25 protein-coding genes are annotated in these 25,868 nt (G+C 46.7%); 9 read left to right on the top strand and 16 right to left on the bottom strand.

Translation table 11 applies throughout. The annotated features are described in order from the left end of the window. Nucleotides 1-301: 301 nt before the first annotated feature. Complete coding sequence (locus JIE71_RS05970; protein WP_228284561.1) at nucleotides 302-976, top strand: DUF3108 domain-containing protein; 675 nt, start codon at nucleotides 302-304, stop codon at nucleotides 974-976. 121 nt (nucleotides 977-1,097) lie between these two features. On the opposite strand, the gene JIE71_RS05965 is transcribed toward JIE71_RS05970, so the two are convergent. Continuing rightward, complete coding sequence (locus JIE71_RS05965; protein WP_323126913.1) at nucleotides 1,098-1,562, bottom strand: hypothetical protein; 465 nt, start codon at nucleotides 1,560-1,562, stop codon at nucleotides 1,098-1,100. 40 nt (nucleotides 1,563-1,602) lie between these two features. After that, the gene (wrbA, locus tag JIE71_RS05960; protein WP_199507813.1) at nucleotides 1,603-2,235 is read right to left on the bottom strand and encodes an NAD(P)H:quinone oxidoreductase; all 633 of its coding nucleotides are present in this window, start codon (nucleotides 2,233-2,235) and stop codon (nucleotides 1,603-1,605) included. Nucleotides 2,236-2,489: 254 nt separating this feature from the next. On the opposite strand from wrbA, the gene JIE71_RS05955 reads away from it, so the two are divergent. The 3 genes from JIE71_RS05955 (at nucleotide 2,490) to JIE71_RS05945 (ending at nucleotide 7,009) form a co-directional block, all read left to right on the top strand. Continuing rightward, a complete protein-coding gene (locus JIE71_RS05955) occupies nucleotides 2,490-3,947 on the top strand; it encodes a YihY/virulence factor BrkB family protein (protein ID WP_199507812.1) in 1,458 nt (485 codons plus the stop codon). A 48-nt stretch (nucleotides 3,948-3,995) separates the two neighbouring features. Continuing rightward, nucleotides 3,996-5,624 carry a DUF2254 domain-containing protein gene (locus JIE71_RS05950; RefSeq protein WP_199507811.1) on the top strand — a complete coding sequence of 543 codons (1,629 nt, stop codon included), beginning with the start codon at nucleotides 3,996-3,998 and terminating at the stop codon, nucleotides 5,622-5,624. A gap of 107 nt (nucleotides 5,625-5,731) precedes the next feature. After that, nucleotides 5,732-7,009: a cation:proton antiporter gene (locus tag JIE71_RS05945; RefSeq protein ID WP_199507810.1), complete on the top strand. Its 1,278-nt coding sequence runs from the start codon at nucleotides 5,732-5,734 to the stop codon at nucleotides 7,007-7,009. A 137-nt stretch (nucleotides 7,010-7,146) separates the two neighbouring features. Here JIE71_RS05945 and JIE71_RS05940 read toward each other — a convergent pair whose 3' ends face one another. From JIE71_RS05940 to JIE71_RS05930, 3 genes are all read right to left on the bottom strand, one after another. Then, a complete protein-coding gene (locus tag JIE71_RS05940) occupies nucleotides 7,147-7,653 on the bottom strand; it encodes a DUF2127 domain-containing protein (protein ID WP_228284560.1) in 507 nt (168 codons plus the stop codon). A gap of 1 nt (nucleotide 7,654) precedes the next feature. After that, a complete protein-coding gene (locus JIE71_RS05935; RefSeq protein ID WP_199507808.1) occupies nucleotides 7,655-8,866 on the bottom strand; it encodes a dihydroorotase in 1,212 nt (403 codons plus the stop codon). Nucleotides 8,867-8,965: 99 nt separating this feature from the next. After that, a complete protein-coding gene (locus JIE71_RS05930; protein ID WP_199507807.1) occupies nucleotides 8,966-10,021 on the bottom strand; it encodes an aspartate carbamoyltransferase catalytic subunit in 1,056 nt (351 codons plus the stop codon). Between the two features lie 310 nt (nucleotides 10,022-10,331). Between JIE71_RS05930 and JIE71_RS05925 the strand changes: the two genes are divergently transcribed. Beyond that, the gene (locus tag JIE71_RS05925) at nucleotides 10,332-11,312 is read left to right on the top strand and encodes a class 1 fructose-bisphosphatase (RefSeq protein ID WP_199507806.1); all 981 of its coding nucleotides are present in this window, start codon (nucleotides 10,332-10,334) and stop codon (nucleotides 11,310-11,312) included. A gap of 103 nt (nucleotides 11,313-11,415) precedes the next feature. Further along, nucleotides 11,416-12,228, top strand: a complete 813-nt coding sequence (locus JIE71_RS05920) for a TrmH family RNA methyltransferase (protein WP_199507805.1) — start codon at nucleotides 11,416-11,418, stop codon at nucleotides 12,226-12,228. Between the two features lie 47 nt (nucleotides 12,229-12,275). Here the strand turns inward: JIE71_RS05920 and JIE71_RS05915 are convergent, their stop codons facing one another. Then, nucleotides 12,276-12,518 (bottom strand): EamA family transporter, encoded by a 243-nt coding sequence (locus JIE71_RS05915; RefSeq protein ID WP_266095950.1) that lies wholly within the window; start codon nucleotides 12,516-12,518, stop codon nucleotides 12,276-12,278. Between the two features lies 1 nt (nucleotide 12,519). Between JIE71_RS05915 and JIE71_RS05910 the strand changes: the two genes are divergently transcribed. Further along, a complete protein-coding gene (locus JIE71_RS05910) occupies nucleotides 12,520-12,726 on the top strand; it encodes a hypothetical protein (RefSeq protein ID WP_199507852.1) in 207 nt (68 codons plus the stop codon). A gap of 125 nt (nucleotides 12,727-12,851) precedes the next feature. Here JIE71_RS05910 and JIE71_RS05905 read toward each other — a convergent pair whose 3' ends face one another. The 7 genes from JIE71_RS05905 to JIE71_RS05875 all read right to left on the bottom strand — a co-directional run bounded on the left by JIE71_RS05905 (nucleotide 12,852) and on the right by JIE71_RS05875 (nucleotide 20,104). Continuing rightward, nucleotides 12,852-13,784, bottom strand: a complete 933-nt coding sequence (locus tag JIE71_RS05905) for an electron transfer flavoprotein subunit alpha/FixB family protein (RefSeq protein WP_199507803.1) — start codon at nucleotides 13,782-13,784, stop codon at nucleotides 12,852-12,854. A gap of 115 nt (nucleotides 13,785-13,899) precedes the next feature. After that, nucleotides 13,900-14,652: an electron transfer flavoprotein subunit beta/FixA family protein gene (locus JIE71_RS05900; protein ID WP_199507802.1), complete on the bottom strand. Its 753-nt coding sequence runs from the start codon at nucleotides 14,650-14,652 to the stop codon at nucleotides 13,900-13,902. A 918-nt stretch (nucleotides 14,653-15,570) separates the two neighbouring features. Further along, nucleotides 15,571-15,783 (bottom strand): cold-shock protein, encoded by a 213-nt coding sequence (locus JIE71_RS05895; RefSeq protein ID WP_058025376.1) that lies wholly within the window; start codon nucleotides 15,781-15,783, stop codon nucleotides 15,571-15,573. Between the two features lie 257 nt (nucleotides 15,784-16,040). After that, complete coding sequence (locus JIE71_RS05890; RefSeq protein ID WP_199507801.1) at nucleotides 16,041-16,466, bottom strand: hypothetical protein; 426 nt, start codon at nucleotides 16,464-16,466, stop codon at nucleotides 16,041-16,043. Between the two features lie 286 nt (nucleotides 16,467-16,752). Continuing rightward, complete coding sequence (gene ilvC, locus JIE71_RS05885; RefSeq protein ID WP_199507800.1) at nucleotides 16,753-17,769, bottom strand: ketol-acid reductoisomerase; 1,017 nt, start codon at nucleotides 17,767-17,769, stop codon at nucleotides 16,753-16,755. Between the two features lie 128 nt (nucleotides 17,770-17,897). After that, complete coding sequence (ilvN, locus tag JIE71_RS05880; RefSeq protein ID WP_199507799.1) at nucleotides 17,898-18,392, bottom strand: acetolactate synthase small subunit; 495 nt, start codon at nucleotides 18,390-18,392, stop codon at nucleotides 17,898-17,900. Beyond that, the gene (locus tag JIE71_RS05875) at nucleotides 18,392-20,104 is read right to left on the bottom strand and encodes an acetolactate synthase 3 large subunit (RefSeq protein WP_228284559.1); all 1,713 of its coding nucleotides are present in this window, start codon (nucleotides 20,102-20,104) and stop codon (nucleotides 18,392-18,394) included. Before JIE71_RS05875 ends, ilvN begins: the two co-directional genes overlap by 1 nt. Nucleotides 20,105-20,959: 855 nt before the next feature. Here JIE71_RS05875 and JIE71_RS05870 point away from each other — a divergent pair. Then, nucleotides 20,960-21,454, top strand: a complete 495-nt coding sequence (locus JIE71_RS05870; RefSeq protein ID WP_199507798.1) for a DUF4124 domain-containing protein — start codon at nucleotides 20,960-20,962, stop codon at nucleotides 21,452-21,454. Between the two features lie 82 nt (nucleotides 21,455-21,536). Here the strand turns inward: JIE71_RS05870 and JIE71_RS05865 are convergent, their stop codons facing one another. Next, nucleotides 21,537-23,165: an NAD(P)H-hydrate dehydratase gene (locus JIE71_RS05865; protein ID WP_199507797.1), complete on the bottom strand. Its 1,629-nt coding sequence runs from the start codon at nucleotides 23,163-23,165 to the stop codon at nucleotides 21,537-21,539. A 182-nt stretch (nucleotides 23,166-23,347) separates the two neighbouring features. Between JIE71_RS05865 and queG the strand changes: the two genes are divergently transcribed. Next, on the top strand, nucleotides 23,348-24,505 hold the full coding sequence (queG, locus tag JIE71_RS05860) for a tRNA epoxyqueuosine(34) reductase QueG (protein WP_199507796.1): 1,158 nt from the start codon (nucleotides 23,348-23,350) through the stop codon (nucleotides 24,503-24,505). Nucleotides 24,506-24,606: 101 nt separating this feature from the next. Here queG and lysM read toward each other — a convergent pair whose 3' ends face one another. Further along, the gene (gene lysM / locus JIE71_RS05855) at nucleotides 24,607-25,116 is read right to left on the bottom strand and encodes a peptidoglycan-binding protein LysM (protein WP_199507795.1); all 510 of its coding nucleotides are present in this window, start codon (nucleotides 25,114-25,116) and stop codon (nucleotides 24,607-24,609) included. Nucleotides 25,117-25,409: 293 nt separating this feature from the next. After that, nucleotides 25,410-25,646, bottom strand: a complete 237-nt coding sequence (acpP, locus tag JIE71_RS05850; protein ID WP_199507794.1) for an acyl carrier protein — start codon at nucleotides 25,644-25,646, stop codon at nucleotides 25,410-25,412. Between the last annotated feature and the right edge of the window lie 222 nt (nucleotides 25,647-25,868).

Raw genomic sequence — 25,868 nt, 5'->3', positions numbered from 1 at the left:
GTGCACTATGTCTTACTCACTTTAAAAAACAAAGCACTGTGCTAACAGCCATGACATATAGCGTAAGCAAGAATAATCATGCGCTAGCAAAGCTATTCATGTGATTTTGTAGCAATAGAGGCAACAAAAACCACACAGCGCCGCAAGGCGGTAGGCTTGAAAGTGTAACAAAGTATGACCACTATATAGGGCACATTCATCCCTCTTTTTTATCACATCATAAGGATTGATTATGACAAGAAACACATCAGCGCGGGTCAATCTTGCGACAAAAACATGGGTAAAATCATGCCTTACAGGTATGAGCATCGCGGCTATCGGGGTCGCAAGCATTGCCGCACCCAGCATCGCCAGTGCCAAGACCATTGAGCCGAGCAGTGCCACCTATAATTTTACGGTTGAGAATAAATATAAAGGCACCGCAACGCGCACGCTTAGCCACTCAGGTAATGATTGGCAATATAATGTCAAAGCGCGTGTGGCAGGCGTGGCCAGTGCCTCGCAAAACAGCAGCTTTAGCATCACTGGTAATCAAGTGCGTCCAGCCAAAGCCAGCACAACTTATAAGTTATTTGGTATCGGCAACACGCACAACCTGAGCTTTAACAACAGCAAAAAACAAGTCGTCAGCAGCTATAAAGGCGATACCAATACCCTATCGATGCCGCAGCAAGCGTTTGATGACTTGAGTCTAGAGGCGCAAATCCGCCAAGAACTGTTAAATGGTAAATTCTCAGGCAATTATTATCTGGCCAAAAAAGACAAAGTCGAAAAGACGCCATTTAAAAAGTCAGGCGCAACCAAAATCACCGTGCCTGCAGGCACTTTTGATACCGTACGTGTCGACCGCGTCCACGATGACAGCAGCCGCAGTACCAGCTTTTGGCTCGCGCCCAGTCTTGACTATTTGCCTGTAAAAGTCATGCAAGTCAATGACGGCAAAAAAATGGATTTAGAATTGACCAAGGTGAATTAAACCAACCTCGTATCTGTGTTTAAAATTTATGGACAAAAAAAGCGGTCTCGCTCATGAGGCCGCTTTTTTTATGTCAGGTCAGTGCTTTGCCCGTGCTGCTATATCTTTTCTTATTAACGGTTTAATAGCGCGGTGTACGTGGTTTTTTGACCACTTTATTCATCGAAGGTAAGCGTTTTAACAGCACAAACAGACCACCATTAATCAATAATAATAAAACAAAATCAACAATATAAATGGCCAGCTCCGCCATGTCGCTGCCATACACACGGATAAACAACACCACGCCGCTTGCGCCTAAATAAATCAGCGTCAGCATACTGCCGAGCAATAGCGCATAAGGCGAGCGCGCGCGCCACATCCAGGGCGTGAAGATAAACGCGGGCAATAGCCACAGCCCCTGCCACACCATACCACCGATAATATCAGGGTGATTGGCATTGATTGTATTAATGAGTATAGGTAAGCCCAGCAGCCGATACACAAGCCACGTCAGCCATAATGTGCGCAACCATGGGGTAATGCGCGTGACTGCAGCGGCGTGCTGTTCGTCAGGAGTTTGAGCGGGGCGAGAGGTCTCAGACATGGGCATATCTACAGCATAGAGGATTAAATAAGCGGGCAGCTTAGCCCTTCCAGTTGGCTTGTGCAAGCGCTTCGGCACTAATAGCGAGGCGGCGACCCTGCGCAATCGCCAGCTCAAGCTCGTCATCACAAATCGGCTGGTCATGTAACATACCACTGATATGGCTGGCACCATAGGGCGAGCCGCCACGTACCGTACGTTTTAGCGCAGGCTCAGAATATGGTAGCCCAATCATCATCATGCCATGATGTATCAGCGGCATCATCATGCTAAGCAGTGTGGTTTCTTGGCCACCATGGGTCGAGCCTGACGTTGTAAAAACACACGCTGGCTTGTTTTGAAGATTACCACCCAACCAAAGCGTTACGGTGTTATCCAAAAAGTACTTTAAAGGCGCGGCCATATTGCCAAAATGTGTGGGGCTACCCAGTGCAAGACCCATACAATCCTTTAGGTCATCCATCGTACAATAGCGGTCATTGGTATCATCTACATCCGCCTCTGCTCCCGAAGCTTCTGCAGCGACGCTTGCCCGTGATATTTCAGGCACTGTACGCACGCGGGCTGCCATTCCTGTTGATTCAATACCTTTAGCAATAGCATACGCCATTGATTGGGTAACGCCATGATTGGAATAATATAAAACCAGCACATAAGGTGATGTCTGATTCATGCAACGCTATCCTTTATTTTAAGTACGATCCATACCCAGTGGGTACGATGACTGTGTCTACAACACTTCACTGTAACCTGCTCAAAGAGCAGACCAATGGGTCGGTCTATTATGCCTCAGTTGTTGGGTTTCTAGCAAACCATGCCCGCCCTGCAATTTGACACAAATCAAAAGCAGATGTTGATAAACGATATTTGTTACACTGTTTCTTGATAATGACTTGTACCTATTTATTTTTGTATTAAAAGACGCTTATGGATAATTTGCTCACAAAAGTACCTTTTACCAACAAGCGTTGGTTTCAGTTTTTACGCTTTTTAACGCGTCATTTTATTGAAGACAACTGCTCGCAAAAAGCCGCTTCATTAACCTACACAACCATGCTCTCAATCGTGCCGATATTGACGGTACTGCTGATGATACTATCCTCTGTACCTGCGCTGTCCTTAGTACGCGCTCAGATATATGAGGTGATTTATAGCAATTTACTGCCGCAGTCGAGCTTACAGGTCAGCCAATACATCAATAATTTTGCCGAAAAGTCCTCTAATCTCACGGTTATTGGTGTCATGATTCTCTTTGTGACTACGATTTTGACGCTCACGACTATTGAGCGCGCCTTTAACCAAATATGGCGGGTCGAAGACCGTTCAGGCGGCTTTAAAAGTATCTTACGCTATTGGACGATTGTGACACTAGGTCCATTGATTTTGGGAACCGCTTTTATTGCTTCGAGCACCATTCAAAGTTTAAGTTTTTTGAATCAACAAGTCGCAGGCTACGGTATTGATTGGTCATTTTGGATTCAGGTGGCATCGCTCACAGTGACGACGGGCGGCTTTATTGGGATGTATTGGTTTATCCCAAAAGCGCAAGTGCCGCTTAAAAATGCAGCGATTGCAGGACTCATTGTGGCGCTGGTATTTGAGCTGCTCAAACATATCTTTGGGACGGTGATTAGCAACTTTACCAGTTATGAGGCAATTTACGGCGCGTTTGCAGCGCTGCCTGTGTTTTTAATATGGCTGTTTTTGTCGTGGAATTTGATTTTATTGGGTGTAGAGATTAGTTACACCTTAACTATTTTTGCAACCGAAGAAGTCTATCCGCGCCATCCTTTGTTGAGTCTGCTTGATATGCTTAATTTGGCCTATAGCGAACATCAAAACGGCAACAGCGTCACTGAACAAGAGCTGCGTAATGTGCTTGGGCGTAAAGAGTTGCCTAAATGGTATACCTATATTAACTACCTTAAAGACAGCAATCTAATCACAGTGACTGATGATAATGCGTACGTACTCAAAAAAGATCTCAACCGCATGACGTTATGGGAATTTTATCGCACGCTGCCCTATCCGCTACCTATAAAAGACGAACTGGATGAGATGAAAAGTGAGCATCAGGCACCATGGCTGGGTCTGTTAGTACGCCGCTTTATCCATACCGAAACTTATGCCAAAGAGCAGCTCGATCTGCCGCTCGCGCACATTTTTAGGCACAATCATCCGCGTAAAAAGTCTGACCCTGAAACCGAAAAGCCAAGGCATCATTTTAAGTCTAAAAAATACCAGCCGCATTTTGAGCCAGAGGCCTTTGATAAAGACAGCGATATTGCTGAGGACAACTTTGATAAAGAGGCCATCATTCCGCAGGACAGCGCCGATAATATCATCACTGAGGCAGACAATCCTGCGCTTAAAAAGCGGCGCTGATAGTAGCTTCAGTCCACTCCCCTTTTATTAACTATTTACCAAAGCCTTATGACTCAGCATGACAGCGGTATGAAAGAGCGCATCAAACAAAGCCCCAAAGCCAGCTTATACTGGTTCAAAAAGTTCGTGCAGCTGTGGTCACTGCAAACGCTGACTGATCTGCCTGATCGCCTGCGAAATCTGTGGCAAAAGTTAATTGGCTCTTATTGGTTTATCCCGACCGCATGTGTGCTGGCAGGTATTTTGCTCGCTCCTCTACTGATTGCTATTGATCATCAATTTGACAGCAAAGCCATTAAAGAGATTGGTATTGCATTTACAGGCAATGACGATACCGCGCGCGCAATCGTTACAAGCATTGCAGGAGCGGTATTGGGCGTTGCAGGCACCACTTTTTCGATTACGATTGCCGTACTGTCAATGGCGTCTTCACAGTTTGGCCCACGCCTACTACGTAACTTTTTGACCGATACCTCCAATCAGTTTGTGCTGGGTGCGTTTATTGGGACATTTAGCTATAGTTTATTGATTTTAAAGTCCATTTATCAAAGCGATGTGGCATCAGGGATTCCTCAGCTAGCCATTACCTTTGCTATTATGATGGCGATTGTGTGTGCGCTGCTGCTGGTTTATTTTGTCCAGCATATGGTGCATTCGATTCAGGCATCGCATGTTATCCAAGGCGCGAGCAATGATGCGATTTCTAATATTCATTATTGGTATCGCACCTACTGCGATACCGAGCATCAGCACCATGTGGCCGAGAGCGAAGATATTGACGACTACTGCTACTGGCATAAAATTCCCATCTATGCGCCTGTATCAGGCTATCTTGAGCAGCTGTATACTGAGTCCTTGGTCACGCTTGCTAAAGATTATGGCGGCGTGATTGAGATGTATACCCATCTTGGCCAGTTTGTGACCGACCGCAACGTGGTGGGACATTTTTATCAGCGTCCTGCCAAACATGCCAGCCATATTGAGCGTACTCGCACGGCACATTTGGGTATTGCGCCGCGTCCCGTTGATTCGGTATTTTGGCAGCGTTTTGCCACTTCCCTACATATTGAGCGCCGCCGCAGTCATTCAAACGATATTGGTTATAGCTTAAGCCAAATGACAGAGATTGCCATTCGTGCGCTCTCACCTGGCATCAATGACCCAAAAACGGCTGTAAACTGCGTACAATCATTGACTGTATGTTTGAGCGTGATGATGCGCCGCCAGCCGCCCAGTCCCTACCATTTTTATATTCCGTCGCGTGACTATGACCAAACGCCTATCGTCGCCAATGAGCCGCGTCCTGCGATTTTGGCTGTGGTGGCACGCAGCCCAACCATTTCTGACTTTATCAGCACCTCACTGGGCGAGATACGTCACTATGCGATGGCCGATTTGATGGTACTCAAAGCCTTGTGTCGAGCGATGGTCGATTTGAACTATGCACGTGTCAACGATGCCCAGCGTCAGAGTCTGCTGCACGAGCTGGGACTGATTGAGCGTGCTGGACGTGATAATTTGGGCTATACCGAGCTGGTGACAGATTTAGAAGCTATGTGTCGACAGGCGAGGCAGTTTATCAATACTAAAGGCTCGCGCCGTGAGAACTTCGTTTACGTCAGTAAATTTGATGCCCATGTCCGTAAGCAGTTGCGTCGCCAGTTCCGCGAGTCTTAGCCTCATGGTGTTTGGTTTCATACCTTTTAGCAGTGTGAGACTTTATTTTGTTAATTCCAGACGGTGTCTTATTTTGTATCGTCGATTATGTGTTAAAGAGTATGCCCATGACTTCTGTATCCAGCCTTACCGTTCTTGATATTTGCGCGGTATTCCTCTCCATCACGGCAGTGCTCGCTTATGTCAATCACCGCTTTATTGGTCTGCCCACCACCATCGGCGTGATGGTCATCTCGATGCTGGTGTCGATTGGCGCAATTTTCTTGGGCTTTTTGGGCTTTGACCAACTGATTGATTACGAGGTCAGCTTGCTCAATCAGCTTGATTTTACCGAGGTGTTGCTCGATGGCATGCTCTCGATGCTGCTGTTTGCAGGCGCGCTGCATATCAATATTGGCGATTTGCGCCGTTATAAACTGCCGATTGGGGTGCTCGCTTGTATCGGTACACTGCTCTCGGCAGTGATTATTGCAGTGGTCTTGTATTATCTGTTGCCTTTACTGGGTTTTGGCTTACCGCTGATTTGGTGCTTATTGTTTGGTGCGCTTATCTCCCCTACCGACCCGATCGCGGTGATGGGCATTTTGCAATCGGCAGGCGCGCCCAAAAGTATTGAAACGGTCATCGCGGGCGAGTCGTTATTCAACGATGGTATTGGCGTGGTGATTTTTGTGTTGCTGCTGGGTATTTTATCCAGCGGCGAGCTGCCTGATGCGAATTACGTGCTGCATACGCTCAGTGTAGAGGCAGGTGGCGGGATTTTATTTGGCGTTGTGCTCGGTGGTATTTTGTATTACTTGTTAAAGAGTATCGATAGCTATCAAGAAGAGGTGCTGCTAACCTTGGCGGGTGTCATCGGCGGCTACGCCCTTGCCAGCTATTGGCATTTATCAGGGCCGCTTGCGATGGTGATGGTCGGACTGATGGTAGGCAATCGCGGGCGGGCGCTCGCCATGAGTGATAAGACGCGCCATTATGTGGATTTGTTTTGGGAGCTGATTGACGAGATATTAAACGCGATTTTGTTTGTGCTGATTGGTCTTGAAGTGGTGATGATCGCGTATTCGGGCAATTTATTTATCGCCGCGGGATTGACCATTATTTTGGCTTTAGTGGCGCGTTTGATTGTTGTTGGTCTTGCCAGCAAAACTTTCCATCAGCAGTTAGAGCTACCCTCGGGCGCATGGAAAGTCTTAACGTGGGGCGGACTGCGCGGCGGTATCTCTGTTGCGCTGGTACTGCAACTGCCGACAGGCGATGAGCGCGATATTTTACTGGCGCTTACTTATGCCGTGGTGGTGTTCTCAATCTTGGTACAAGGATTGAGTATTGGCCGCGTTGCCAAAACCATTCGTCCTGCACAAACCAAACATTTAAACCGCTGAATAGCTGAATATAAAGACCAGCCAAGCCTAAAAAAGGCAAACCAGACATCCAATGCACACAGGCGTTTTTGTCTTGGTTTGCCTTTTACAATTAAAACTTTACCTATTTTTTAATAACACCGCTTTTATTTCAATAATTACAGCAGTCCTTTTTGCTTCATATTGCGATAGACGACAGTGACAACGGTAATATTGAGTAGTAGCACGCCTACTTTAAACCAATCAAACGGATGCGCAATCAAGTAATACAGCTCAATGGGAATAAACACGCCATAGCCAATCACGCAAAACCAATATGCCCATACCTTGTCATGCCACAAACCGTACGCTTCAATAAAGCGCAAGGCGGCATAAGCAAGTATTAAAAACAAAAAATATATCCAGTGGACACTGGCTTGTTCAGCGCTTTTGCTGATGCTCTCAACTTGCGGCGCAAGCAAACTGCCAAAATGCTGCTGCCACGTATGCGCCAGTCTCTCGAGCCCTTTGGTCAAATCGATATGCCACAGCCAAAGCGCACCTGCCGCAGTCAGGGCACCCAGCCCTTTGATAATTTCATAAACCGCGACCGCCTTGACAGATTCACTAGCAACGTGACTGTCATCGGCAGCCAGCGGCGCAGCACTGTCTTTGGCCTTGGGCATATTACTCAAAGAAGGTCTCCACCACGCGACCTTGCAATGTTTGCTGATAGAACGGGGTGTTTTTGCCATTAGAATACATGGTGTCTTTATCAACGACCCATGTCAGCTCAGGGTCAACCAAGACCGCGCCGCCAACGTCTGCATAATGCGCTTCGATGCCTGCAATTTTGGCAGGGTTCAGACAGATTTTTTCGACCAACGCTTCTTTGGTCAACACACCATCGCGTACCAATTGACAGCCAAGCGCCATAAAGGTATCGACATTCGAAATGCCTGGTGTACATTCGGCAAATGGCGCTTGCTTGGCGGTGCTGCTTAGCGGCTCATGATGACTACAAATTGCATCAATCGTGCCGTCCTGCAAGCCCTTACGCAGCGCTTGTTGGTCGGTGTTACTGCGTAGCGGTGGCAAGACATACGCCTGCGCGTTGAAGCCTTCTAGGTTGTCATCGGTTAAGAACAGCTGATGCATTGCCACATCACAGGTCACAGGCAGCCCTTTGCCTTTTGCCCAGCGCATCAGCTCGACCGATGATTTGCAGGTCAGTTGGCTAAAGTGCGCGGCTACGCCTGTTTCTTCGACCATCAACAACTGCTTGGATAAGGCGACCGTCTCCGCAATCCACGGAATCCCTTGTAGACCATGATAAGAGGCAATATAGCCTTCGTGCGCCACGCCGTCTTTAGACAGGCTTGGCTCATCGGGATAAAAGAAAACTTTCATGCCAAACGTTGCAGCGTATTCTAGCGTGCGCAAGAGTACCAAATCATTGGCAAACGGACGACGCGCATTCGACACTGCGATACAGCCGCCTTTTTTGAGGCCTGCAATGTTAGAAGGGCACTCGCCCGCCAGCCCAGCGGTCAGGGCACCGATGATATGCAGATAAATACCGCCGTCATCAAAGGCACGCTCACGCAAGCCTTTTAACAATGAGCCGTTTTCTAAAACAGGCTTGGTATCAGGCGGGATAACAACATGCAAAAAACCACCTGCCCGTGCGGCATGGCCTTCAGACGCGAGCGTGCCATGTTGCTCTTGGCCTGGCTCACGCAGACGCGCACACAAATCTACCAGCGGCGGCAATAGCCAGTGGTTGCCATCATGGATATTTTTTTGCTGGTCGTCAGAAAAGTTAGGGGTCTTAAAGTTATCAGGAAGTAGATTGACAAGCGTCGCGCTGGTGCTGTTTGCACGGGTATTATGATTCATGAGCGTTATTACCGTATTGAGTCTAAAAAGAATAAAACAAATCAAGGCGCTGCCGATAGCGTTTGACCAAATACAGCCAACGGGCAGGCAGCTGTCTGCTTAGCGCGCGGCTTGGTGCGCGCGCTGCCCTTCCATCGCTAGCGACAGCACCGCCATACGAATCGCAATGCCGTTATTGACCTGCTTTAGAATGACCGACTGATTACCATCTGCCACGCTAGAGGCAATCTCTACCCCGCGGTTCATCGGTCCTGGGTGCATCACCAGCGCATCAGGCTTGGCAAGGGCGACGCGCTCAGGCGTGATGCCATACTGCTTATAATACTCGCTCGATGACGCCAGTAGCGGTGAGCCAATACGCTCATTTTGGATACGCAGACCCATGATGACATCACAATCTGCAAAGCACTTATCGATATCCTCATAGACCGTCACGCCAAAGCGCTCCATGCCCTTTGGTAACAAGGTACGCGGTGCAATCACGCGAATGTCTTTGACGCCCAGCGTCTGTAATGCGCTGATGTCCGAGCGCGCCACGCGTGAATGCTTGATATCACCCACAATCGCCACTGACAGCTCGCTAAAGGGGCGCGGTGCTTCGCGGTGAATGGTTAACATATCGAGCATGCCCTGAGTGGGATGAGCATGCCAGCCATCGCCGCCATTGATGATGGCAATATCTGGCGTGACTTCGGTTGCCATAAAATGTGCCGCACCCGACGCTGAATGACGCACGACAAAAATATCTGCCGCCATCGCTTGCAAGTTCCACAGCGTATCGCGTAGACTCTCGCCTTTTTTAGTGCTTGAGCGGGCGATGTCGATATTGAGTACATTCGCCCCAAGGCGTTTTTCAGCGACTTCAAACGTGGTGCGTGTCCGCGTCGATGGCTCAAAAAATAGATTCATCACCGTGCAGCCTTCCAGCTCAGGGCGATTAATCAGCTGGCCATTGTCATCAAAAAACGTCTCCGCTTTATGAATAATGGCTTCAAGCTGAGCGCGGCTCATGCCTTCTACGCCCAAAAAGTGCCGAAAGCCACCATCAGCATTGAGCTGCGGGCGACTTAGCGAAGTATCGAGTTTGTTTTGGATGGTATCAGAATCCAGCTTGGCATAATCACTGGGCGAAACAGCAGATATCGAGGTTGGCATAATGGCACGTCTTATAGTTGGTTTATATTGAGTCAATACGAGGATAAGTACGACTTTTTGGCCCTAATTTGCTACACTTTACCGCAATGATATCCGTGACCTCTATCAGCCCTTATTTCACTACCTATAGTAGTGATTGGGTAGGCGCGTACAGCATAATCTTGCACCAAATAGCTATAGTGTAGCTGATTTTATGGTTCGGACAAAGATACCCTGCGCGTATTGGCAGAATTTGTCCTCAATTGCGAGCGACCCAGACCCAGTCCGCAACCCACTTTTTTTATTATAATCGCATTTATTAGGAATTGTTATGACCACCTTGACCCATTACCTAGCGCGCCAAGACGTTGATCCTGCTGTCAGTAGCGTCATCACTACCGTCACTGATATCGGTAAAGATATTGCGGCACTGCTTAAAAAAGGCGCATTGGCAGATATCTTGGGCGAGGCAGGCAACCAAAACGTCCAAGGTGAAGAACAAAAGAAGCTCGATGTGCTTGCCAACGACATGTTGCTTGACGCTTTAGCAAAAAATACCCATTGCGCGGGCGTTGCCTCAGAAGAGCTGGACCATGCAACCCCTGCCAACAATGACGGCGAGCTGCTGGTACTTTTTGACCCACTAGACGGCTCATCAAACATTGATATCAATATGGCGGTCGGAACGATTTTTTCGTTCTTACCGTACGAGCGCCAAGGCGAGCAAATCGAAGACGCGGACTTTTTGCAGCATGGGCACAAGCAGCTGGCGGCAGGTTATTTGTTGTATGGCACCTCGACCATGCTGGCACTGACCATTGATAGCGATGTGGTCATGTTTAGCCTCGACCCAGACAGCGGCGATTATGTGATGGTCAATGAGCGCGTGCAAATTGCCCCAGACACCAGTGAATACGCGATTAATAGCTCAAACTACCGCTATTGGCTTGCCCCAATGCAGCAATATATCGATGAGCTGATTGCTGGTGAAACAGGCGTCCGTGGTCGCGACTTTAATACCCGCTGGGTCGCTGCGATGGTCGGTGATGTACACCGCATTCTATGCCGCGGCGGTCTGTTTACTTACCCGTTTGATACCAAGTACGCGCATAAAGCGGGCAAGCTGCGTCTGATGTACGAAGCCAATCCAATGAGCCTATTGATTGAACGTGCGGGCGGCGGCGCGACCGATGCCACGCAGCGTATCTTAGACATCACCCCGACCGACATTCACCAGCGTGTGCCTGTGGTCTTGGGCAGCAAAAACGAAGTTGATTACGTCAAAAACCTACACCTAGCACATAAAGCGTAATCGTACTTGCTACCTACTGGGCGCTGATGGTCTGTCAGTGCCCAACGTAGCCTTTGCCCGTTTCTCGCCTCTTTTATCTCTCATCAGGACACCGCGCTTTGTTATGACTGCCTACTCTTTTGAGCCGATTCATTCGGATAAAAACCCGACCATCAAGCGTGTCAAAGCGCTATTGACCCAAGCTCGCCAGCGCAAAAAACAACAGCAGACGGTACTTGAAGGCGTCCATCTGATTGATGCCGCGCTGCGTAGCGATTATCCCATTGCGCAAGTGTTGTTGTCTGAGGCCAGCCAAAGCCATCCTGAAGTGCAAATGCTGCTGTCACAGTTGCAAGCTGAGAATGCGCCCATCTTACTGCTCGATGATGCACTGTATCAAAACCTGCGTACGCTGGGCACAGGCGTCGATATCATGGCGGTGATTGACATTCCTGCGCCTCATTTTGCGCCCATCACCAGTGATTGTCTTATCCTCAATGATGTGCAAGACAGCGGCAATGTCGGTACGCTGCTACGCACGGCGGCGGCAGTCGGTATTGATACCGTCATCTGTACGCCGATGACCGCGCAAGTTTGGTCACCAAAGACTTTGCGTGCGGGCATGGGCGCGCAGTTCGCGTTGACGATTTATGAAGATGTGTCTATTGATAGCATTTTGTCTGAAGTCAAAGTCCCCCTTCTTGCCACCAGCTCGCACACCGACACGCTGATTTATCAGCATGATTTGCGTGAGCCATTGGCGTGGGTGATGGGCAATGAGGGGCAAGGCGTGGAGGCCACTTTGCTACATTCAGCGACCCCGATTGCGCTGCCGCAGCCCAATGGGCAAGAGAGTCTTAACGTGGCGATTGCTGGGTCACTATGCTTGTATGAGACGTTGCGCCAACGCAGCTATCGAGAGCTTTCTTCATTTTAAGCACTGATTATTATTGTATTTTTTTAAAAAGAAGCCAATCCGCCGAGTTATAGCGCGACTTTCGCTTCTTTTTTTGTCGCTTCTTTTTTTGTAGGCGTTATAGCGGCCTGTTTCTTTTTATTGAGTTGAATCATTACGACCCCAGCGGTAATCAATACCAGCGCTACTATCTCGAAGGTAGTAATCTCTTCACCGATGAAAGCAGCAATGATAACTGCAACGACTGGCGCAATATACGTCGCACCCGCCGCACGCACTGAGCCAAGTTTATCAATCGTAAAGTAATACAAAATGTACGCAGCGCCAATAGCGCTTGCGCCTAAAGCCTTTATCAAAAAAGAATTGCAGACAGGATTGTTGATACCTGTTAATGATAAGACCTTGACGCTTGAATCCAGTTATTACTTAGTGCGTAAGCGCACCGCCTTACCGCGTCCTAGTGTAGATGCCGTATGGCAGTGGTGTCTTGATCATTTAGTAGACGAAGAGACAACCTAAAGTTTACAAAAAAACGCTCAACACAAAAAAATCCCGCTACCCAACCAGTTATGGTGAGGATAGCGGGATTTGAATGATGCTAATGATTGAATAACGCTTAGCATCAACAGCTGTTATTAACTGTCTTAGATTTTGCTGGTCAACTCAGGCAGTGCCTCGAATAGATCCGCTTCTAAGAAGTAGTCCGCGACGCTGGCAATCGGCGCTTCTGGGTCATTGTTGATCGCGACAATCACCTTAGAGTCTTTCATACCTGCCAAATGCTGAATCGCACCTGAGATACCTGCAGCGATGTACAGTTGTGGCGCGACGATTTTACCCGTCTGACCAACCTGCATATCATTCGGTACAAAGCCCGCATCGACAGCAGCGCGTGATGCACCGATAGCAGCGCCCAGTTTGTCGGCAAGTGGCTCAATGTATTTGGTGAAGTTTTCACCGCTTGCTAGAGCACGACCACCTGACACCACCACTTCTGCCGAAGTCAATTCTGGACGGTCAGATTTTGCCATCTCTTCGCTAACAAAGCTTGATTTGCCTGAGTCTTGGACATTCTCTAGCGTCTCAACCTCTGCACTGCCGCCAGTGGCAGCAACGGCGTCAAAGCTGGTGGTACGTACCGTCACGACGACTTTGTTTTCAGTCGTTTTTACGGTAGCGGTCGCGTTACCTGCATAAATAGGACGCTCAAAGGTCTGTGCGTCGACCACAGCAGTCACATCAGACAGCATACTGACATCTAATAGCGCTGCTACACGTGGCATAAAGTTTTTGCCCGTAGTAGTCGCTGGCGCTACGATATGGCTGTAGTTTGCCGCAAGATCCGCTACAAGTAGCGAGATGTTCTCTGCCATCTGGTGTGCATAGGCGGCATTATCAGCGCGTAGTACGCGGCTGACGCCTTCAATCTGTGCTGCTGCATTTGCTGCTGCTTCGTTGTCGCTACCAGCAACCAATACGTGTACGTCGTCGCCCATTTGCTTTGCTGCAGCAACGGTGCTTAGAGTCGCTTTTTTGATACTGGCATTGTCATGTTCAGCATATACCAAAATTGCCATGATTTTTATCCTTTTGTTATTCGCATTATCGTCTGTTTTTGGTTGAGCATGAGCGCCATTGTTTAGTGTGTGAACAAATGGCTTGTCTCTGCCCTAACCTAATGTTTAGACGTGATTATCCGATTACTTTCGCTTCATTTTTTAGCTTGTCTACCAGTTCATCGACTGAGGCAACTTTAATACCTGCACTGCGCTCAGCAGGTGGCACAACCTTGACGATTTCTTGCTTTGAGGTCATATCAACACCATAGTCCGCTGGGGTTTTTTCGTCCAGTGGCTTTTTCTTGGCTTTCATGATGTTTGGCAATTTGGCAAAGCGTGGCTCGTTCAAACGCAGGTCGGTAGTGATAATGGCTGGCAAGTCTAGTGCTACGGTCTGTAGACCACCATCGATTTCGCGAGTGACGTTGACTTTATCGCCTTCAACGACCACTTCTGAAGCAAACGTACCTTGACCGACACCCATCAACGCTGCCAGCATCTGGCCTGTTTGGTTGTTGTCATCGTCAATCGCTTGCTTGCCCAATAGGACAATCTCAGTGCCTTCTTGCTCAGCGATTTGTTTTAGGATTTTAGCGACTTGTAGTGGCTGCGTTTTGTCTTCAGTAACGACCAATACACCACGATCCGCACCCAAGGCTAGTGCGGTACGGATTTGCTCTTGTGCTTCTTTTGGTCCGATTGACGCGACGATAATTTCGTCAATAATGCCCTTTTCTTTTAGACGCACCGCTTCTTCTACCGCGATTTCATCAAATGGGTTGATAGACATTTTGGTGTTTGACAGGTCTACACCTGACTGGTCAGCCTTGACACGAACCTTTACGTTATAATCAATGACACGCTTGACCGCGACTAATGCTTTCATACGTTCCTCTTTATGAATTGTTGTCAATAAAAAAGTAAACTTGCCACACGATGGGGGACACGTTACTCGAAAAAAAATAGGTGAATAGCAGCAGAATGCCTGTGCTTTATTCTTTTTGCCAATCTATGTATCTTGCGTGAGCCTATATGCAAGGTCAAGATAGCGCCATGAATACTGCGTCACGGATTTATTACCCATAAGGTATTGTGCTTTTTATACAATGTTGAGTTTGCCAAAAATTTGCTATATCAAAACAGCTTTTTATATACACAATTAAGCGCTAAATAAATGCTCTATGCGCAAACGCAGCGTTTAGAGCATAGCACACCATATCTCACTGCTTATCGTCATTATCTTCTTAATGACAAAAAGACACTTTACTGCCATATCTGATAGCGCAATCTGCACACAATAAATCAGTACTAAAAGTTTTTATCTTTCTTATTATTAATTTGTACGCTCTAACGATCTAACAGACAGCCGTATCGTTTCTCGTCACCCTGCAGCGTAATAGGCTGCCCTACAAGCCATATATGGCGCGCCTTATAACGGTATCAGCCATCATCTTACCATCATATATTACGATTACAAGCCAGCGATATTGGTTCTTGACAACGCGTGTCTAATCCAGACTGTTTATATCTTACAAGTATTAGATTTTTAAGACAAAAATAAATAGACCCTCAGTTATGATATATATTCATTCTGCTATTCCAAAAAGTAAAAGACGCATACTTGAGTCATGGTATACGGCTCTTAACTATTTTTTACGCATAAAAAAAGCAGCCATTTAATAGGCTGCTTTTAAATTACAATCTAAACAATATTTTTATAACAAACTAAATCATCTGGCTTGTTGTTAATCTTATCGCAAATAAAAATGGCTGACAGTCAGGCATGTCTATTTAACAGTGAAGATTATAGAGCTTCGATTTGCTCAGCTTGTGGGCCTTTTTTGCCTTCACCTAAGATGAAAGACACTTTTTGACCTTCGGCTAGGGTTTTGAAACCGTTACCTTGGATAGCGCTGTAGTGAGCGAACACATCTTGTCCACCGTTGTCTTGAGCGATAAAACCAAAACCTTTAGCTTCATTAAACCACTTTACAGTGCCTTCAACTTTATCAGACATAAATTTTCCTAACTCTTAAACTATTCGTAACGACTTTGTCGCTACCGATTGATTGATAAATACTTACACAAACCAAGAGCAAATGCCTCAAACAGCATAATAAACTATCTAGTGATACCCTACTATTTTTGTTCTCATTTTCATAAGTACAGCCTTAGTATAGCAGCTTTTATGGACTGGAGAAGACTAAATTCAAAAGTTTTGTAACTTATTGATAGCTTTAAAATGACCGTGCAACTTCACTTATTTATCAAACTTTAAAGCATTCCCGCCCAGCTAAAGTGCGTCAAAGATACCAAACACAGTACAAAAAACATCAGTGCAAAGGACTGACTGTACGCAATATATTTAGGTGGAATCACCAAATCATCAGGAGAGTCAGGAATACCGCGACGTCTGAGCAAGCGCGTGCCATAGACCCAGCCAAACACAGTATAAATGCTATACGCCACAGGCACACTGGTCATGATGGACATACCGTCTTCGGCATAGAGCACCCATAAAGAGACAAAAAACCACGCGGTATCAACCAAAGAGAACGTATGAAAGGTGGTAGACTTGGGCAATGCGCCATCGCTACGCTTTAGCATCTGTCCTTCAATCCATATCAGTACAGCAACTACGGCGCTAAGTACCACATAAATCGTTTGCCCATCGAGCCATTCTGGAATTGATATTTGCACAACGTATAACCTATATCTAAATCTATTCATTGATGGTGATTGTTTATGATTTGCACCATCAGTACCTGTACGCCGCTAGTATGCTTTGAACATAAACAAGACATTTCATCTTGTATCCGTAATACTGCACATCAAGCCGATAGCTATCTATATAAGGTATTTTGTTACGATTTCAAGCCAGCACTGGCGACCGTTTAAGCCATAAAAAACCCATGCTACTGTAAGTAACATGGGTCATGCAAAAGCAATGCTATATCGTTACCTGTAAACAGGTTTTGATATGAGCTTAGTTTTTGTCTTTATCGATGATTTTGTTGCCACCAATCCAAGGCATCATGGCGCGTAGTTTTTCACCAGTTTGCTCAATCGGATGGGCTGCGTTGTTACGACGACGTGCTGTCATTGATGGGTAATTACTCATACCTTCATTGATGAACATCTTCGCGTATTCACCAGATTGAATACGTTTTAGGGCATTGCGCATGGCTTTGCGTGATTCTTCATTGATAACCTCAACGCCAGTCACATACTCGCCGTATTCAGCATTGTTACTGATTGAGTAGTTCATATCAGCGATGCCGCCTTCATACATCAAATCAACAATCAGTTTTAGTTCATGCAAGCACTCAAAGTACGCCATTTCTGGTGCATAGCCTGCTTCAGTTAGGGTTTCAAAGCCCATTTTAACCAATTCTACAGCGCCACCACAAAGAACGGCTTGCTCACCGAATAGGTCGGTTTCAGTTTCATCTTTGAACGTGGTTTCGATAATACCTGAACGGCCGCCACCAACGCCTGCTGCATAAGACAACGCCAACTCTTTGGCTTGACCAGAAGCATCTTGGTAAATAGCGATAAGGTCAGGGATACCGCCGCCTTTAACGAATTCAGAACGTACGGTGTGACCTGGTGCTTTTGGCGCAACCATAATGACGTCAAGATCACTACGTGGTTCAACTTGGTTGTAGTGAATTGCAAAGCCGTGAGCAAACGCTAGGGTCGCACCCTCTTTGATGTTTGGCTCAATCACGTCACTGTAAAGCTGCTTTTGGAATTCATCAGGGGTTAGAATCATAACCACATCAGCAGCCGCGACAGCGTCTTGTACTTCAGCGACTTTTAGACCTGAGTTTTCTGCTTTTTTCCATGAGTTTGAGTTGGCACGTAGACCAACGGTCACATCAACGCCAGAATCTTGTAGGTTTAGCGCGTGTGCGTGACCTTGTGAGCCGTAGCCAATAATCGCAACTTTTTTGCCTTGGATGATAGATAAGTCACAATCTTTATCATAATAAACGTTCATAAATAGCGTCCTTTTTCCTCAATCATGGAGACCATGGGTAGTATGCGCGGCCATATAGGCCCTATTAGCAAATGTCCGCGCTGTGTTTAAATCATTATAGGGTTAAAAACAGGGTCAAAAATATTGTGTTAGATACTCAGTGTTTTTTCACCGCGTGCGATACCAATCACGCCTGAGCGTACCACTTCTAAAATACGGTCGCGACCGATGACGTCGATAAAGCCATCGAGTTTGGCCGTATCGCCAACGATTTGGATGGTGTATAGATTGGCCGTCACATCGACGATTTGTGCGCGGAAAATATCTGCGCTACGCTTCACTTCTTCACGCACACCGCCTGTTGCGCGTACTTTGATGAGCATCAGCTCACGCTCAACATGTACGGTGTTTGATAGGTTAATGACTTTGACCACTTCAATCAGCTTATGCAGCTGTTTGGTAATCTGCTCAATCTTTTCAGGTGAGGTAATGGTTGTCAAAGTCAAACGCGAGATGGTTGGGTCTTCTGTTGGCGCGACGTTGAGCGTCTCAATGTTGTAACCGCGCTGAGAGAACAAACCGACCAATCGTGACAAAGAGCCTGCTTCGTTTTCCATCAATACCGAAATCAGATGCTGTTGCATTAGGTGCGCTCTCCTTTTGATAACCACATATCACGCATGGCTTGTCCTGCGATTTGCATCGGATACACATGCTCGTTACGGTCGACATAAACATCAATAAAGACCAATTTGTCTTTGATTGCCATCGCTTCTGCCAACTGCTCTTCCATTTTTTCTGGGTCGGTAATTTTGATACCCACATGCCCGTAGCTTTCTGCCAATTTAACAAAGTCAGGAAGCGACTGCATATACGACTGCGCGTGACGGCCTTCATACAGCATGTCTTGCCACTGCTTGACCATACCAAGTTGGGCATTGTTAAGGTTCAAAATCTTGACAGGCAAGTCATACTGCAAGCAGGTTGACAGCTCTTGGATATTCATCTGAATAGAGCCTTCGCCTGTGATACACACCACGTCACGCTCTGGGCAAGCAAGTTTTGCAGCCATCGCGTATGGCAAGCCAACACCCATCGTACCTAAGCCACCTGAGTTCAGCCATTGACGCGGTTCATCATAGGTGTAGTATAGCGCCGCAAACATCTGATGTTGACCGACGTCACTGGTGATAATCGCTTTACCATCGGTGATTTTACATAGGGTTTGTACAACGTTTTGTGGTTTGATGCCCTGCTCAGTATTGGTGTCATAGCGCAGACCATGACGCGAGCGCCATTCATCAATCTGTGACCACCAGTCGCTTAAAGCCTGTTCGTCCAGCGTTTTGTCATCGCCAATCATATCGAGCATATCGGTCAGTACTGACTTCACATCGCCAACAATCGGAATATGCGCATTAATGGTTTTTGAAATTGAGGCAGGATCAATGTCAATATGAATAATGGTCGCATTGGGGCAGAATTTTTTGACATTATTGGTAACGCGGTCATCAAAACGTGCGCCAACAGCAAAAATAACATCTGCATGATGCATGGTCATATTGGCTTCATACGTGCCATGCATGCCCAGCATACCCAAAAATTGCTTGTCTGAACCTGGGAATGCGCCCAAACCCATTAAGGTATTGGTCACTGGCAGATTCAAGCGATGTGCAAGGTCAGTCAACTCTTTGTGCGCGTTGCTCCAAATGACGCCGCCACCTGAATACAGTACAGGGCGTTTGGCAGCCAGTAAAGCTTCAACCGCTTTTTTAATCTGACCTGTATGACCTTTAACTGACGGCTGATAGGAGCGTACGAATACTTCTTCTGGGTACTCGTAAACATATTTTTCGTGTGGGGCGGTCATGTCTTTTGGCACATCAATGACTACAGGACCAGGGCGACCTGATTGGGCGATATAGAATGCTTTTTTGACGATAGTAGGAATTTCGCTTGGATGACGTACCTGAAAGCTGTGCTTTACGATAGGGCGTGACACACCGACCATGTCCGTCTCTTGGAACGCATCTTCGCCAATCAAACCGCTTGGCACCTGACCTGCGATGACGACCATCGGTACAGAGTCCATAAAAGCAGTGGCAATAGAGGTCACGGTATTGGTCGCACCAGGGCCTGACGTCGCAAGTACCACCCCTGTTTGTCCTGTCACTCGTGAGTAAGCATCCGCCATATGGCCTGCCGCTTGCTCATGACGTACTAAGACGTGCTCGATGTTGTCTTGTTTAAATAGCGCATCGTAGATATGCAGTACCGCGCCGCCAGGATAGCCAAAGATGTATTTGACACCCTCATCGGTCAGCGATTGCACCAACATCTCTGCGCCAGACATCATCACAGGCTGCGCTGTATTTTCTGCAAGCTTTTGTTGTTTTTTGTCAAAGTTTTTAGCGGCATCACTCGTTTGAGTATGCCCCGTCATGTTCGGACTTTGCGTGGTTTGCGTCACTGTCATCACCTTTTTTTTCGGCATAGATAACGCACGTGGCAGCGCATAACATATGCTGCTGATGTATGTGTCATCTTAATCCATATTAAGAATGTGTGCCCACCATGCCAAAGCGCAGCTGCAAAAAAGCCAGCTTACAGCTCAAACATAGCAATAAAAATGGTCATTTGTGATTAGACAAAAGCAGAATACAGCGACAAGATGAGACTTCATCTGTATGAGACGCTTATCATGGGATATCACCCTATGCCAACATAGCGGGGCTACGGTTAGGCTTTTGAGTCACGTACTCTTTTAAACATTTATAAAAGGACGTTTGACTGCTCCATGATAAGGATATCTTAGTCATTGTAGACCGGTAAGTCCAAAGACGAAACGGTAGCTGGGCGCAATCAACATTAGCACTGTCATCCTGACGCTACCTACGTCACAAAGAAAACCACATCAATCTAAAGGCCGATAAACCATAAGAAGATGTGGGCTTTCAAGTAAAGACATCTGCGCTAGCAGTGTTTTACTGACCAATTAACGACTCTTATATTCACCGCTTTAACATCTGTTGTCAAGAAAAAATTTATGTGATGATTGCCAACTAATGGTTATTAAAAAATATACATTTATTTGTATTTTTTGCTAAAATCGACCATGATTTAATACACATCTTATTGTCTGTTGTGCGTCTGTTTACTTTACAGCCTCACGACAGAGATTATTCGCCTGTTGCTAACAAGGAATGCTGTCATGGGATATCCTACTGTGATAAATATCATAACTCGCCTATCACTGCCATTATTGACCGCTACTCTCTTGCTTGGTACCACCAGTGCCAGCCAAGCCGTACAGGTATATAAGTCTGTGGGCACTTATGGTGAGGTGAAGTACAGTCAATATCCACCACAAAAAAGCAAGAACTATGAAGTCATTGAATTTCGTAGCGATGGTCGCCAAAATGACGCAGGACAAATGGCAGGCAAAACCAATAGCAATCAAGCAGCCGCACCCGATCCAGAGGCTCAGCGTATCGCTGAGCTAGAGGCGCGTATTAAAGAGCAGGACGCCAATGCCAATGCGCAGCGCTGCCAATCACTGCGTAACAACCTAACCAATTTGAACGTCGGCGGTCGCATCTATGAGATGGATGACAATGGCAATCGCCGCTACCTTGATGGACGTGAGATTGAGCTAAAACGCGAGCGCGTACAACAAGCCATCAATCAATATTGCACAGGCGCTTAACCCATACGATAAAAAAGGCTGATACGTGAAGTGTCAGCCTTTTTTATTTTGATATCAGCACACTTTTTTTATTCACATCTCTCTATTCGGTCATCTGTGCCATTAAATGACGAATGCAAGCGGGCATGTCTTGCGCCTGTAAGCCGCGCTGCCCAATTTGCCAAGATGATGGCGATGTATTCGCTAACTCATCTCCTGCCAGCCCATGCAATAAAACGGCCTGCTGTAAGCTACGCTGTGAGGTTTCCAAATCTTGTTGCGCCATCAGTCCTGCATTAAGACCAGAGAGGACATCACCCATCCCAGCACTTGCCAGCCCTGCATTACCCACACCGCAGACATACAGCGTATCTGCTTCTAAAACCAGCGAGCCTGCGCCTTTTAATAGCCAATCGCCGCCATAATGCTGGGCACATTGTTTAATCGCCGCAAAGCGATTGTTTTCAATGTCGTTAACCTCACAATGCAATAATCTTGCCGCCTCGCCACTGTGCGGGGTAAAGCGCACAGAATGCGTTTTTGCATAGTCTTTTAGCGATTGAACAAAATTAGGCGCTGTTTTGTATAGATTTGCCAAATGATACAAGCCGTCAGCGTCAATGACCAGCGTGACATCCTTTGCCATTGCCGCTTGCACATAGGTTTGAAATAAGGTTTCGGCGGCATCATCACGCCCAAGCCCCATACCAATCGCAATGACTTGCGCGGACTTGATAAGCTCACTGACACCATCCGTGTCCTGTATGTCCATCGTCATGGCATCAGGCAAGCTGGTCAATAGTGCAGCGTGAAAGGCATGGTGACACGCCACAGTTATTTTACCTGCTCCTGCTGCCATCGCGGTCGATGCTGCCAATATCGCTGCACCGCCCATACCTTGAGAGCCATCAACACGATTGCCGCCAATAATGACAACATGCCCATAGCTCCCTTTGTGGCTGTTGTTTTTACGTGGTGAAAAGGGCTGCACAGTATGCGTTAACCATGCACTTGCGGTCATACTGCCATGCGGTATCAGCGGTATGTCTTCTACCCTACCGATATAATCGAGCGCATCTTTGGTATGTAGCCCTTGTTTACGCGCCACCAAACACAAGGTCACATCAGCTTGAATGGCAGTTTCGTCAAAGACTTGTCCTGTACTTGCCACCACGCCGCTTGGCACATCAATAGCGACTGCCAGCGCTTGATACCTTTTGCTAAGACGATTAAAAGCATTAATGGCGCTAGCATCGGCTTCACGCGGCGCACGGTCAAACCCAATACCAAACAGCGCATCGACATACACTGCCGCATCCAAATCCTTATCAGCAGACGCTTTTGCATCAAGGATATGATAATGATCATACTCCTGACGCGCCAAACGCTGTGCCTTTTGCGCATCTGTAAGGTCTTGCTTATCCATGCGACGTGTATCGGAATTGCGAATATCTTTGTCATCAAGTAGATTGTCTCGTCCTACGACGACGGTAGTGACTTGCCAGCCCAGCTGATGTAAATAGTAGCTAACCAGCCAACCGTCGCCGCCATTATTGCCATGACCTACCCAAACGCACGCACGCTTGTCTTGAGGTTTTGGCCGCTCTAGATGTATGATACGCTGCGCGCATTGCCACGCTGCCTGCTGCATTAAGGCAAAACTGTCGTGACCTTGCTCAAACCAAGCGCGCTCTATGTCATATACTTGCTGGGCATTATAAAGGGCTATCATTATTTATTGTCCTATCGTTATTTTGTTATTTAGCAATTACATTCTTTTTGCATTTGAATGTGTCTTAGCCTAACAAAGGCAGCACGCCTATGCTGTAGTGTCTGCATGACGCTTTATTTGGTTTTTGTAGTGCGACAGTGACGCCCAATCTGCCCATCCATCACAAGGACACCTGCCCTGCCATGAGTTTACCCGACACACGCAAAATAGCCACGGTCTCACCAACCACATTTCATGGTGCCGATGATGTCAAGCTGTGGATTAAAGCGCAAGCGCAAGCGCTGGGGTTTTCCGACTGTGGGTTTTTGTCCGTGCACCATCCGCTATTTAAAAAGCAAATCACTCACCTTGAGCGTTGGCTAGAAAAAGGCTATGAAGGCGACTTGAGCTTTATGCATCAGAATCATCATTTGCGTGCCAATCCCGCCGCCTTAGTCGAAGGTGCACGGACGATTATCAGCGTGCGTATGGATTATCTCACGAGTGCGCCCAAGCCACGCACGATTGAAGATGATTTGCGCCCCAATAATGCCATTATCGCCCGTTATGCACGCGGACGCGACTATCACAAAATCATGCGCAGTCGCCTAAAGCAGCTGGCACTAAAGATCGAATCGATGCTGGGTGAGTGGCAGCATCTAAATATTGGTGCAGAGGACGATTTTGTCTTTCGCCCCTTTAGTGACTCTGCGCCTATCTTTGAACGTCCTATCGCCGATGCCGCAGGGCTTGGGTGGACAGGCAAGCATACCTTGCTCATTAATAAACAAGCAGGCTCGTTTTTTGTTTTAGGGGAGCTGTTTACCAGTTTAAACCTGCCCGATGGCGCGCCCGTTAAGGGGCATTGCGGCAGCTGTAGCGCTTGCATTGATATCTGTCCGACCAATGCCATCGTTGCCCCACATGAGCTGGACGCACGCGCCTGTATTTCATATTTAACTATTGAATACAAAGGCAGTATCGATGTGAAGTATCGCCGCGCCATGGGCAATCGTATTTTTGGTTGTGATGACTGCCAGCTGATATGCCCGTGGAATCGCTACGCCAAAATGACAGCGGTAGACGATTTTGCGCCGCGTCATGGGCTCGATAACAGCGACTTATTAACCCTTTGGCGCTGGGATGAAAAGACCTTTTTAAAGTCTACCGAAGGCAGCCCTATTCGGCGTACAGGCTATGTCAGTTTTTTGCGCAATATTTCTATTGCTTTGGGCAATGCGCCTGCCAGTACAGAAATCATCACGGAACTGCAAACACGCACGGGGCAACATGGTGAAATACTCGATGAGCATATTGAGTGGGCAATCAAAGAGCAAAAAGGCAAGATGGCGATGGGCTAAACAAGCATCTCAGCGTATTTCATATCCATTCATTAAAAAGCCCCGCTTATCATAGCGGGGCTTCTTATTTTCATACTGTTTTATAGAGCATATCTACCCGATTATGGCTTAGGAATACGCAGCACTTGACCTGGATAGATTTTATTTGGGTCAGACAGCATTGGTTTGTTGGCTTCAAAGATTTTCATATAGTCATCAGATGAGCCATACACGTCTTGAGCAATCTTCGATAAGCTGTCGCCTGATTTAACCGTGTACATGGTCGATTCTGGCGCATCTTCTTCGATGTCAATACTGTCAATCACTTTAGCGACATTTTGCACGTTACCGATGGCGATAATGGCCTTTTCGCGGTCAGCTTGTGTTTTTGCAACGCCGCTGATTTCTGCAGTATCGGTCGTACCGTTATATTTGACTTTTAAGTTACTGATATTCAAATGCTGCTGCTGGATACGGCGCAGTAAGATATTAGCAACCGATTGTGCTGAAGGCTCAGTTTCTTTAACAGGCGTGCTGGCGTCAGCTTTGGTTTCTTTCTGCGCCTGATGTTTTTCATCATCACGATTGAAAATTTTGTCGCCCATGTCTTTAGCAAAACTAAAAATACCCATATTAATTTTCCTTAAACTATTATTGTCATATTTCTATTTTGGTGTATTCACTTATGAGGAGGTTTATATCTTTGAGCTGAATATATCCAAAATGATTTTTTGTTATTCATCATCACTGATGGTCGTGTCGTAACACGTTGAATATGAGTATAACGAAGGCGTTTTATTTTTATAGTAAAGGTATGTTGAGTAATGTAAAAGGCATGTAGCATTGTAAAAGTGAGTACAAATGACAGATATAAAAAAACCGCCTATTAAAAATAGACGGCCTGTATCGACTAAGCGGCTATGAATTATAGCTGAGCTTGTACGTAGTCGATAGCTTTTTGCACGGTAGTTAGCTCTGCTGAATCTTCGTCAGGGATAGTGATGCCAAAGTCACTTTCGAATGACATTACTAGCTCAACTAGGTCAAGAGAGTCAGCGCCTAGGTCTTCCATGAAAGAAGCATCGTTGCTGATGTCTTCAACGTTCATGCCAAGCTGTTCAGCAACTGCAGATTTTACGCGTAATTCGATATCGTTACTCATGGGAAAAACTCCTCGTTAGTATCAGTATATTAAAAATCCAAACAGGGGACTTTTGATTAATGATAATGGGTGATGTCTACTATAGTGTGCGCTTTATACACTAACGCATCACTATTGCTTCATGACGTTTATGTTCCAAAACAACGCCACAGCGGTATCTTGGAACAAATTTGATGGGCATTATAACACTATTAAATACAGTTTACACTCGTTCACAAAAAG

The sequence above is a fragment of the Psychrobacter sp. bablab_jr014 genome (genome assembly GCF_016464015.1).
GTDB lineage: Bacteria > Pseudomonadota > Gammaproteobacteria > Pseudomonadales > Moraxellaceae > Psychrobacter.
Note: the sequence above shows the minus strand (reverse complement) of the source record. Positions and strands in the feature narration are given on the sequence as shown.

Bases quoted from the DNA above. Each gene is read 5' to 3' on its own strand.
- JIE71_RS05970 (WP_228284561.1), top strand. From the start codon at position 302: ATGAGCATCGCGGCTATCGGGGTCGCAAGCATTGCCGCACCCAGCATC.
- JIE71_RS05965 (WP_323126913.1), bottom strand. From the start codon at position 1,562: ATGTCTGAGACCTCTCGCCCCGCTCAAACTCCTGACGAACAGCACGCC.
- wrbA (WP_199507813.1), bottom strand. From the start codon at position 2,235: ATGAATCAGACATCACCTTATGTGCTGGTTTTATATTATTCCAATCAT.
- JIE71_RS05955 (WP_199507812.1), top strand. From the start codon at position 2,490: ATGGATAATTTGCTCACAAAAGTACCTTTTACCAACAAGCGTTGGTTT.
- JIE71_RS05950 (WP_199507811.1), top strand. From the start codon at position 3,996: ATGACTCAGCATGACAGCGGTATGAAAGAGCGCATCAAACAAAGCCCC.
- JIE71_RS05945 (WP_199507810.1), top strand. From the start codon at position 5,732: ATGACTTCTGTATCCAGCCTTACCGTTCTTGATATTTGCGCGGTATTC.
- JIE71_RS05940 (WP_228284560.1), bottom strand. From the start codon at position 7,653: ATGCCCAAGGCCAAAGACAGTGCTGCGCCGCTGGCTGCCGATGACAGT.
- JIE71_RS05935 (WP_199507808.1), bottom strand. From the start codon at position 8,866: ATGAATCATAATACCCGTGCAAACAGCACCAGCGCGACGCTTGTCAAT.
- JIE71_RS05930 (WP_199507807.1), bottom strand. From the start codon at position 10,021: ATGCCAACCTCGATATCTGCTGTTTCGCCCAGTGATTATGCCAAGCTG.
- JIE71_RS05925 (WP_199507806.1), top strand. From the start codon at position 10,332: ATGACCACCTTGACCCATTACCTAGCGCGCCAAGACGTTGATCCTGCT.
- JIE71_RS05920 (WP_199507805.1), top strand. From the start codon at position 11,416: ATGACTGCCTACTCTTTTGAGCCGATTCATTCGGATAAAAACCCGACC.
- JIE71_RS05910 (WP_199507852.1), top strand. From the start codon at position 12,520: ATGTACGCAGCGCCAATAGCGCTTGCGCCTAAAGCCTTTATCAAAAAA.
- JIE71_RS05905 (WP_199507803.1), bottom strand. From the start codon at position 13,784: ATGGCAATTTTGGTATATGCTGAACATGACAATGCCAGTATCAAAAAA.
- JIE71_RS05900 (WP_199507802.1), bottom strand. From the start codon at position 14,652: ATGAAAGCATTAGTCGCGGTCAAGCGTGTCATTGATTATAACGTAAAG.
- JIE71_RS05895 (WP_058025376.1), bottom strand. From the start codon at position 15,783: ATGTCTGATAAAGTTGAAGGCACTGTAAAGTGGTTTAATGAAGCTAAA.
- ilvC (WP_199507800.1), bottom strand. From the start codon at position 17,769: ATGAACGTTTATTATGATAAAGATTGTGACTTATCTATCATCCAAGGC.
- ilvN (WP_199507799.1), bottom strand. From the start codon at position 18,392: ATGCAACAGCATCTGATTTCGGTATTGATGGAAAACGAAGCAGGCTCT.
- JIE71_RS05875 (WP_228284559.1), bottom strand. From the start codon at position 20,104: ATGATGTCTGGCGCAGAGATGTTGGTGCAATCGCTGACCGATGAGGGT.
- JIE71_RS05870 (WP_199507798.1), top strand. From the start codon at position 20,960: ATGGGATATCCTACTGTGATAAATATCATAACTCGCCTATCACTGCCA.
- JIE71_RS05865 (WP_199507797.1), bottom strand. From the start codon at position 23,165: ATGATAGCCCTTTATAATGCCCAGCAAGTATATGACATAGAGCGCGCT.
- queG (WP_199507796.1), top strand. From the start codon at position 23,348: ATGAGTTTACCCGACACACGCAAAATAGCCACGGTCTCACCAACCACA.
- lysM (WP_199507795.1), bottom strand. From the start codon at position 25,116: ATGGGTATTTTTAGTTTTGCTAAAGACATGGGCGACAAAATTTTCAAT.
- acpP (WP_199507794.1), bottom strand. From the start codon at position 25,646: ATGAGTAACGATATCGAATTACGCGTAAAATCTGCAGTTGCTGAACAG.